We start from the raw sequence: 8,706 nt of genomic DNA on the forward strand, positions 1-8,706 counted from the left end.
GCATCGCGCAGATACCCCGCAGGCTTCCCCGCGCTGGTGGTGGCGGCGCAGTGCAGCTTGTGGCGCAGATCCTTTTCCTGCCAGGGCGGGCGGCAGTCTTTGTTCCAGTGGCTGAGCAGGGGCAGGGCCTCCTCCTCGGAGAGGTCAAAGCCGCGCACCAGCGCCACGGCGGCGCGGAAGGCGGCGGCATCGCCCCCCTGCCCGGAGATGGAGGCGGGCATCCTCGCCAGATACGCGCTGGCACGCTCGGTGTTGGATTTCATATCGTGGTAGAAAGTGGTTTAAATGAGCAGGCTAGGCGCTGCGGGTTTCGGTGGTGGAGGCGGCTGCTGTGCTCCCGGCGCCCTTCTGGGTGGAAGAGGAGGATTTTGCGGAGCCCGCCTGCACCTCGTGCTGCAGCAGCGCGGCCCAGACCTTGGCGGGTTCAAAGCGGCAGAAGCCGCGGATCTTGATCATGGGCACCGCCCCGCTGAGCACCCAGGTGTGCAGGGTGCGGCGGTTGATGCCGAGCCGCTGCGCCATCTCCACCTGTGTGAGCAGTTCCACCGGCGGCGGTGGCATGGGGGCTGTCTGGTCGGCGCTGAGGTCTGCGGATGCTGTTTGAATGCTGGATTTCATAAGGCTGTCGTTTTGTTGTAATGAGTTCAATGGTAGTAAGATATGCTTTTAACTGGCGCCTTGTGGTATCATGCGGCCGTGCCGGGGCATGGAGATGCCGTTTGGCGCGGAGTCCGCGTGAGGTCGGGCGTGAGTGGTGGGCCGGAGGCCGTTCAGGGCCGCCAGGATGTGTGCCGGGTGCGAATGCCAGAGTTCTTCACTGCCGTCTCGCCGCCATCTCTGCCGGAGGCCGCGTTCTTCACACCGGCCATCCTCAGGAATGAAGAAAGACTTGGGTCCGGATTCCGAAAGTCAAAAAGATTTTCCGAAAAATGCAGATTCAGCGCACAGCGTTCGGAAAGCGGATGCCAGGAAACGAAAACGTTGCGCGGCATTTGGCATGCAACCAGCCATCCTTTTCACCGCGATCCATTGCGTAAAACATTCCCCCCTACACTCATGATACTCCAAGCCAGATGCGAAATGACCGTGGAAACAACCGTTCCCGCCGCCACCGTGATGATGATCGAGCCCCTGTCCGGCACTGCGCAGGTCATTCAACACAGCTCGGTGAGCTTTGAACCGATGACGCCCCACGTCAAAACCATCGACGTCTTTGGCAATGCATGCCAGCGCGTGGTATTGCCCGCCGGCACGACCGTCATCAAGGCGGAAGTCACCGCCAGCGTTCCCGATTTCATCGATGTGGATCCATCCGCGCCCTTCACACCGGTGCAGGATCTGCCGGACAGCGTGCTGCATTACCTGCTGCCCAGCCGCTACTGCCAGTGCGATCTGCTGCTGGATCTGGCCACGCAGGTCATCGAAAATGCAGCTCCCGGCTACGGCCAGGCCGAGGCGATCCGGAGCTGGATCCAGAACAACATCACCTACCAGTACGGCTCCAGCGGCCCCAGCACCACGGCCATGGACACGGCCAACAGCCGCATGGGCGTGTGCCGTGACTACGCGCACCTCGGCATCGCGCTCTGCCGTGCGGTGCGCATACCCGCCCGCATGGTGTCGGGGTATCTGTATCAGCTTGATCCCATGGACCTGCACGCGTGGTTTGAGGCCTTCGTCGGCGGCCGCTGGTACACCTTTGACGCCACTCAAAATCAGCCCCGTGGCAACCGCATCATCCTCGCCTACGGCCGCGATGCCGTCGACACCGCGCAGCTCAGTGAATACGGAAACCTCGTGATGAAAGGCATGCACGTCCAGGTAAGTGCCGCGCCGTGAGGGGGTGGTTTTGCAGCGCTCCGTGTCGCGCCTGCTCAGCACCCACTCACCCACGCGCATACAAGCCTCAGCACGATCTCATGAGACGGCAGCAGCGTCTCACGGTGCCCCACGCTGATGAAGCCGATGCCTGCGTTCACGTGCCAAAGCCTGCCGGTGCGGAGGTGGGTTTAATGGGTGAAAACAAGCGATTCAAAATGCATGCATCTTTGCAAATGACTGGCATCTGTTTCGAGAGGCCAGCAGCACATTTCTATCTTAGACGTGAGCTTACGCACTCCAAGACAACATGCCTACAATCACGCATACTTTTGTTATTCATAAATATTATCCAGATGATGCAGAGTGGGGTTCGGTGTCCAACGGACTTGCAGCAAAATCGATAGTTGATGTTGAGCAGCTAGGCTTGGAGGCTGACTTGCCAGTAAAAGAGGCAGGATATTCAGGGCGCCTGCTAAAGGTAGAGCTGGACGAAAACGACCCACGGCTTGCGAAGCTCTACGAGGCGATCTATGCCAAATATCAGCTCAAGCCGAGCTACTGGACCGTCATACCCAAGGCAGAGCGAGCGCATTACTTTGGGCTTAAGCGCAAAGTGGTTTGGACTGAGCAGGAAATCGATGCAGCGGAGTTTTTAGAATTGTCGTCCTCCAGGCAGATCGCCAATCATGAAAATCCGGATGATGAGCAATGGGAACGAGAAGATTATGTGGCTGAGGTGGACAAGAAACAATCCACCGCAGTTCAGCTTGGATTTATGTCCCCATTCCACGGGCTTGCCGTGGCGGAGCCGCTCAGATCAAACTTGCTGGCAGCGGACCTTGCGGGGCTGAACCTGACGCCGGTCATCTTTGTGAGGGGCGGCAAGGTCAAGAAGCCGCTATGGGCCTTGAAGAGCCATGTGATTTTGCCCGACACCTTAAATCCCATTCAGAATGGGCGGGGAGACATCGTGGCCTCTAACAAGGGATGGGAGCGCTTCGAGTCACGCCACTTGGATGATGCCGAGCGTGATCCCCCAACCCTGCGCTACAAGCGCTCTGAAGTGGAGACCCTCAAGCCGTTTGACATCGCCATGACCAGTGCGCGTTTTGGCAACGGGCGCGAAATCGCCTACCGCTGGTGCGTCGTCTCACAAAAATTCCGCGCCGAATTGAAACGCCAGAAGGTTCCTGCCTTGAGCTATGTGCCAGTGTCGCTGGAGTAGCCCCGTCTCAGGGGATGCTGTAGCAGTCAACGAATCGCGGTTTCAAACCTCGGCCTGAACAGGAGCCATGGGTGCATGCTGCTCGGCACCTTTCTCCCTCAACTCTCCCCTCTTCCTCAGCACCCACTCCCCCGCACGCTCCAGCCGCAGCACGTTTTCATGAAACGGCAGCAGCGTCTCGCGGTGGCCCACGCTGATGAAGCCGATGCCGGATGCGCGGATGAGGGTGTAGAGGCGGCTTTGATTGTCTTCATCCAGGGCGCTGGTGCCCGGGTGATGGAGCGAAACTGCCGCACCGTGTTGCGGAAGTTTTCTTTGGCGGCGATGCGATCAGCCGGGGTGATGGGTTCGTTCATGCAGTCATGCTTCGTTCGCAACCCCCGCCAGCGACGGTCTTGTGGATGTGGAGCCCCACGATCCATAGCTTGCCCGCAGCGACGAGGGCATGGGGTGTAACCCTGCCGGAGGGCGGGTGCTGGCTTTAGCGAGCTGTCAGGCCACCATTCGAGGCCGATGCTCATAAACAACACGTTGTCCTGCCGGAATCACGTGCCGTAACATCGCTCGTTCACAAGCTCCAAGCTCAAGGAAGTTCTTTCTCCCTTGCCGCAGCGTCATGCGATTGGGGCCGGACTCCTCGTCAAGCTGGTCAAGGTCCTGTCCGTCATCTTCCCAATAGCAAATCCGGCAGATGAGGTAATTGCCGCGCTCTGGCAGTGAGAAATAGTCGCAGCATGGGCATTGATGCCGAGGGGTCGGATCTGCTGGTTCATACCAAATGGCTGCATCTGGGGACACGGTTGTGAGAAATTGGACAACTCATTGAAGGTAAACAAAACGTTCGTTCACGTCATCAACTTCATATGACATGGCATGCCGGCCCAGGCCTACGGCGCAGGCGCGTTCGTTTCAGACGGCCTTGCGGTGGTAGCGGCTTGCGTGGCGCGCTGGTAATGATCGCGCACCATCTTGAGCAGCATGGGCTTGCCCATGTCGAGAGCCATCTTGCCCAGCAGTCCCAGCAGCACCGCCGTCAGGGAGCGGGATTCTATCTTTTTCGCTGACTCAGCGGCGGCCACAGCTTTCAGGCTGGCACGCGACTCACGGCGTGATCTGGATTTTCGGCTGGAAGGCAGGTAGGAGAGCAGCAGGCCGGACACCGCCGCAGAGCCGAGAAAAAGTCCCGTGTGATCCTGGTAGGACTGCTGCAGGCGGTTTCCCACATGGGCCGAGCGATGCAGGGCCGCACGGTGCCCTGCCAGTACTTCACGATTCCGCGTGATCTCGGCGATCAGCTCGTCGGTGGACGGGGATGGGTGGGAGTCTTGGGCCATAGGATGTCCTTCTTGAATTCTTCTTTGGTTTTCTCAAACACACCCGCCTTCAGGCGCGCCTTTGCCATCAGCACCAGCACCACCGCCAGCAGCAGGTGCAGCGCCGTGGCGCCTGCGGTGATCTTCAGCCACACCAGGTCTCCGTGCATCCATTCCGCCAGCGCAAACACTGCGGTGAGAATCAGAAACACATACGCAAACACGCCCACGATGAGAGCGCCCACCAGCAGGCCGGCGATCACGGCAAAGTGTGAGCCCGCCTCCCGCGCCTCCAGCATGGCCAGCAACGCCCGCAGTTGCAGATGCTTCACCGTGGCCTCAAACCAGCCCCACACATGGTGGAAAAAGCCTGAAGACGAGTCTTGAAACGCATCCGGCGCGAAGGCGTCCGGCGGCTGCGTCTCTGATCCTGTCTTTGAAGTGGGGCGGGCAGGGGGAGGACTCATGAAGGGGGCGCTGTGAATACTTCGGCAGCGGGACACACACCGGATGTGCGCTCCTTTTTTTAAAGTGACTCCATCGAAGCACGCGCACCCCCGAGTCGCTTCCTGTCGCAGGCATGAGCGCACGCTCATCCTTGCGCCGGGTGCCTCTGCAGGTGCTCCCTCAAACATCTGGGAGGGGCTGCATCTTCACCTTGCAGCTTGGCTGCCGTGGTGCTTTGTGGATGCCCCCCGGATGCCTGCCAACTCCACCACCGCCGAAATCGTCGCCGCCATGCGCTCTGCGCAGCGCATCGCCGTCGTCGCGCATGTGAGGCCGGATGGCGATGCCGTGGGCTCCGTCCTCGGCCTCGCGCTCAGCCTGCGCGCCCTGGGCAAGGACGTCATCGCCATGCTGGAAGATGGCGTGCCTGCAAACCTCGCCTTCCTTCCCGGCACCGACACCGTCATTCAGCCCGGCACCGAGCCGCTGAACATCGACCTCGCCATCGCGCTGGACACCGCCACGCATGAGCGCGTGGGGGAGAAAACCAAGGCCCTGCTGGATGCCGCGCCGCTGCTGGTGGACATCGATCACCACCCCGCCAATCCCGGCTACGGCACGCTCAATCTCATCGTCCCCACCGAGCCCGCCACCGGGCAGATCATTTACAATCTGCTCAGCGAGCACGGCCTGCCCATCGACGACGCCGTGCGGCAGAATCTCTTCATCGCCATCTCCACGGACACCGGCTCCTTCCAGTATTCCAGCACCAATGCGCGCACGCATCGCATCGTGGCCGAGATGATTGATGCCGGGCTGGACACCGCCCACCTCGCGAAGCTCATCTATCAGAGCTACCCCGTGCGCCGTCTGGAGCTCATGCGCGACATGCTCAACCACATGGAATTCCGCGCCGAAGGCCGCATCGTCAGCTGGCAGCTCAAGCAGGAAGTCATGGACGCCATCTCCATGGAGCCCGGCGATACCGAGGGTCTCATCGACACCCTGCGCATGATCGACAGCGTCATCACCTGCGTCATTTTTGAAGACATCCCCGGTGGCAAGGTGCGCGTCAGTTCGCGTTCCAAGGACAACCGCCTCGATGTCTCCGCCGTCTGCGCCCAGTTTGGCGGCGGTGGTCATCGCATGGCTTCAGGCGCACGCATGAGAGGCCCCATTGAAGCAGCAGCAGACAAATTTTTGCAAGCACTCGAACATGAAGTCAGACGAATTGATTAGCGGTGTCCTCCTGGTGGACAAAGACCAGGACATGACCTCGCACGATGTGGTGGCCGTCGCACGGCGCTGCCTGAACATGAAGAAGATCGGCCACTGCGGCACGCTCGACCCCATGGCCACCGGCATGCTCATTCTCGTGCTTGGAAACGGCACACGCCTTTCCGATCTCCTCATGTCTGAGGACAAGGAATACGTCGGCACCCTCACGCTCGGCAAGACCACCAACTCCCAGGACGCCGAGGGCGAAATCGTGGAAGAAAAGCCCGTGCCTGCAGACCTCACGCTGGAGCAGGTGAAGGCTGCCTTTGACAGCATGAAGGGCGATTTCTACCAGATGCCCCCCATGGTCTCCGCCATCAAGATCGGCGGCGTCCCGCTCTACAAGCTCGCCCGCAAAGGCCAGGAAGTGGAGCGCGAGCCCCGCTTCGTGCGCGTGTACGACTACGAGATCACCCGCTTTGAGCCGCCCTTCGTGGACTTCCGCGTCGTGTGCAGCAAAGGCTTCTACGTCCGCACGTATGCCCATGACGTCGGCCAGAAGCTCGGCTGCGGCGCGCACCTCAGCGCCCTGCGCCGCACCCGCTCCGGCCACTTCAAGCTCCTCCCCGGCAAGCACGTCACCTTTGATCAGCTCAAGCAGGGCAAGAAGGACGAAGTCCTCGCCGCCATGCTGACGCTTTATGATGTGAGCAAGCTGCGCGGCGCGTAAGCGGGGCAGGGGATAGGCATGGAGCGCATCCCTGCCAGCCCTGCGGTGACTCAGGGGATGGTAGGGAACCGCTGTGCGGGTCCGAGGTTTCGGGTCTGTGGCGTCGCAGGCGCTCAAAATGGTGTGCCGTCCTTGGAGCCTTCGACTGCGGCTGAAGGAGGAGGCGTTTGAAAAGGGGGAGAGCGATGTGGCAGGAGCCCGCTCTGGAACGAAGGATTCTACGGACGCGCACAGCGCATCCCTGCCAGCCCTGCGGTGACTCAGGGGATGGTAGGGAACCGCTGTGCGGGTACGACGTTTCGGGTCTGTCGCGTCGCAGGCGCTGAAAAAGGTGCGCCGTCCTCAACGTGATGAAAATGCATGGGGGTTCGCCTCTTGCAGCCGCCCGTTTGGTTTGCAGGCTCATCCATCCTTCGGCCACAGCGCATGGAAAATGGCAACTGAAAGAAGGGGCAGAAGGTTGGAATGGCCAGTCCCCCCCTCGCGCTACCGCTCCGGCCTATTTTCCATTCTGAGTTCCGCCATTCTCAGTTCTTCCATGGCTTGGGCCTCCCTTGCGCATCTCCGCTGCTTTCTTGCCCCTGTGAAAACTTCAGGCGGGCCGCACTGTTTCATCGGCACAGCCCAAACCGGCTGCTTCCACCATGAAACTCTGCTTCCTTCGTCCTTATATGGCGTTGGTGCTGGTCTGGCACTCCGGCCAGACGCTTTCCGCACAAGCCCCCGCCTCTCCCACACCGGCAAAGGCTCCGGCGCTCACTCCCGCCCAGGCCATCCTCAAAGCCCGCCTCGCAGGTCAGGCTCAGCGCGCCAGCCTGCTGGGCAGTGAAATCCACAATGCGGACCTGCGCATTGAAAGCCGCTTTGACGACCTCCTCACCACCCTGCGTGTTGTCAGCGACTCCAAGGACTCGCACACCAAGGTCACGCGCATGAAGGAGGAGACCATCGCCAGCCTGCAGCAGGCCGTCACCTACTACCAGCAGAAGCGCGCCTGGCTGGAAGAGCAGATGGTGCGCCCCACCTTCAATCTCACGCAGACGCAGAAGCAGATGATCAGCAACGACTTCGAAGAACGCATCGAGAAGCGCGTGAAGCAGATCGTGGATCTCTTCAAAACCTTCCCCAAGCACGAGGAGTTTGAGCGTTACAAAGCCACAGGCATCAACAGCTTTGGCGGCGTGAGCTATGAAGACAGCGAGGACTACCGGCAGAACCTCCGCCTCTCCAGTCATACCACCACCATGCGCAGCAAGCTCATCAAGGACATCCAGGCCAGCATCAATCAACTCGATCAGGAAAACCTCACGCTCGCAGACATGGCCTCCAAAGCCGCCAATCCCGAACTGGGCGAGGTGTATGGCGATGAACAGCGCAAAAACGAACAGCTGCGCGACGTCCTCAAAGAGAATCTCGAAGCCATCAAGGCCGGGCCCACGGTGCCTGGCCGCCCCGTCAGCGGCCATGAGGCGCAGGCGCTCGACAAGGTCATCAAACACTCCGTCGATTCATTGCAGGGAGAGTTCACACTCCTCTTCTCACGCTATGCAGACTGGCTCACGGCAGCCTCTGCCCTCAACACACTGCGTGCAGCAGTAGCAAAGCCATGATGAATGCGTGCTGCGTGCCCCTTCATTACGTTCGTACACATGGCGGAAGGAAGGTCTCCGAATAATGCATACTACGTCAGTGTGATATAATGTTTCCTCACGTCCAATGAGGTCGTTTGAACCGCGTTTCTCGAAGGCAAACACCCAATCGGCGAAAAAAAATGCATTTTGATGCACAATGATGTTGCACCATCTCTGACCTGCGTTACTCTCCTAACCCGCAGCGAAAAACGCGGGCTGAGAAAAAGAAGATTGGGAAGCGAAAAGCGGCTCATGAAACTTGGAATCAGAAACGATCTTTTAGAAAACACAGAAGCAGTTTGGAGCGAGGCGAAAGCCGAG

10 protein-coding genes are annotated in these 8,706 nt (G+C 60.0%); 5 read left to right on the forward strand and 5 right to left on the reverse strand.

Features of this window, described 5'->3' with window-relative positions:
- Both WAW39_RS11095 and WAW39_RS11100 read right to left on the reverse strand, forming a co-directional pair.
- The coding region (locus WAW39_RS11095; protein WP_422318728.1) for a hypothetical protein at nucleotides 1-263 on the reverse strand (263 nt) is incomplete at its 3' end.
- A gap of 31 nt (nucleotides 264-294) precedes the next feature.
- Nucleotides 295-618, reverse strand: a complete 324-nt coding sequence (locus WAW39_RS11100) for a helix-turn-helix domain-containing protein (RefSeq protein ID WP_422318730.1) — start codon at nucleotides 616-618, stop codon at nucleotides 295-297.
- Between the two features lie 438 nt (nucleotides 619-1,056).
- Here WAW39_RS11100 and WAW39_RS11105 point away from each other — a divergent pair, with 438 nt between their 5' ends.
- Both WAW39_RS11105 and WAW39_RS11110 read left to right on the forward strand, forming a co-directional pair.
- Complete coding sequence (locus tag WAW39_RS11105; protein WP_422318732.1) at nucleotides 1,057-1,839, forward strand: transglutaminase domain-containing protein; 783 nt, start codon at nucleotides 1,057-1,059, stop codon at nucleotides 1,837-1,839.
- Nucleotides 1,840-2,128: 289 nt separating this feature from the next.
- Entirely contained in the window at nucleotides 2,129-3,046 is a 918-nt protein-coding gene (locus tag WAW39_RS11110) for a hypothetical protein (RefSeq protein ID WP_422318734.1), read from the forward strand.
- Nucleotides 3,047-3,538: 492 nt separating this feature from the next.
- Here WAW39_RS11110 and WAW39_RS11115 read toward each other — a convergent pair whose 3' ends face one another.
- From WAW39_RS11115 to WAW39_RS11125, 3 genes are all read right to left on the reverse strand, one after another.
- Entirely contained in the window at nucleotides 3,539-3,844 is a 306-nt protein-coding gene (locus tag WAW39_RS11115) for a CPCC family cysteine-rich protein (RefSeq protein WP_422318735.1), read from the reverse strand.
- A gap of 89 nt (nucleotides 3,845-3,933) precedes the next feature.
- Complete coding sequence (locus WAW39_RS11120) at nucleotides 3,934-4,380, reverse strand: hypothetical protein (protein WP_422318737.1); 447 nt, start codon at nucleotides 4,378-4,380, stop codon at nucleotides 3,934-3,936.
- Nucleotides 4,338-4,826, reverse strand: a complete 489-nt coding sequence (locus tag WAW39_RS11125) for a phage holin family protein (RefSeq protein ID WP_422318739.1) — start codon at nucleotides 4,824-4,826, stop codon at nucleotides 4,338-4,340. Before WAW39_RS11125 ends, WAW39_RS11120 begins: the two co-directional genes overlap by 43 nt.
- A gap of 232 nt (nucleotides 4,827-5,058) precedes the next feature.
- Between WAW39_RS11125 and WAW39_RS11130 the strand changes: the two genes are divergently transcribed.
- The 3 genes from WAW39_RS11130 (at nucleotide 5,059) to WAW39_RS11140 (ending at nucleotide 8,364) form a co-directional block, all read left to right on the forward strand.
- The gene (locus WAW39_RS11130) at nucleotides 5,059-6,045 is read left to right on the forward strand and encodes a DHH family phosphoesterase (protein WP_422318741.1); all 987 of its coding nucleotides are present in this window, start codon (nucleotides 5,059-5,061) and stop codon (nucleotides 6,043-6,045) included.
- Nucleotides 6,023-6,754 carry a tRNA pseudouridine(55) synthase TruB gene (gene truB / locus WAW39_RS11135; RefSeq protein ID WP_422318743.1) on the forward strand — a complete coding sequence of 244 codons (732 nt, stop codon included), beginning with the start codon at nucleotides 6,023-6,025 and terminating at the stop codon, nucleotides 6,752-6,754. Before WAW39_RS11130 ends, truB begins: the two co-directional genes overlap by 23 nt.
- Nucleotides 6,755-7,398: 644 nt before the next feature.
- The gene (locus WAW39_RS11140) at nucleotides 7,399-8,364 is read left to right on the forward strand and encodes a hypothetical protein (protein WP_422318745.1); all 966 of its coding nucleotides are present in this window, start codon (nucleotides 7,399-7,401) and stop codon (nucleotides 8,362-8,364) included.
- Nucleotides 8,365-8,706 lie beyond the last annotated feature (342 nt).

The organism is Prosthecobacter sp. (assembly GCF_049294395.1).
Classification (GTDB): domain Bacteria; phylum Verrucomicrobiota; class Verrucomicrobiia; order Verrucomicrobiales; family Verrucomicrobiaceae; genus Prosthecobacter.

Excerpts from the sequence above, each read along its gene's own strand:
- WAW39_RS11130 (WP_422318741.1), top strand. The coding sequence starts at position 5,059 with ATGCCTGCCAACTCCACCACCGCCGAAATCGTCGCCGCCATGCGCTCT.
- WAW39_RS11120 (WP_422318737.1), bottom strand. The coding sequence starts at position 4,380 with ATGGCCCAAGACTCCCACCCATCCCCGTCCACCGACGAGCTGATCGCC.
- WAW39_RS11100 (WP_422318730.1), bottom strand. The coding sequence starts at position 618 with ATGAAATCCAGCATTCAAACAGCATCCGCAGACCTCAGCGCCGACCAG.
- WAW39_RS11110 (WP_422318734.1), top strand. The coding sequence starts at position 2,129 with ATGCCTACAATCACGCATACTTTTGTTATTCATAAATATTATCCAGAT.
- WAW39_RS11140 (WP_422318745.1), top strand. The coding sequence starts at position 7,399 with ATGAAACTCTGCTTCCTTCGTCCTTATATGGCGTTGGTGCTGGTCTGG.
- WAW39_RS11105 (WP_422318732.1), top strand. The coding sequence starts at position 1,057 with ATGATACTCCAAGCCAGATGCGAAATGACCGTGGAAACAACCGTTCCC.
- WAW39_RS11125 (WP_422318739.1), bottom strand. The coding sequence starts at position 4,826 with ATGAGTCCTCCCCCTGCCCGCCCCACTTCAAAGACAGGATCAGAGACG.
- truB (WP_422318743.1), top strand. The coding sequence starts at position 6,023 with ATGAAGTCAGACGAATTGATTAGCGGTGTCCTCCTGGTGGACAAAGAC.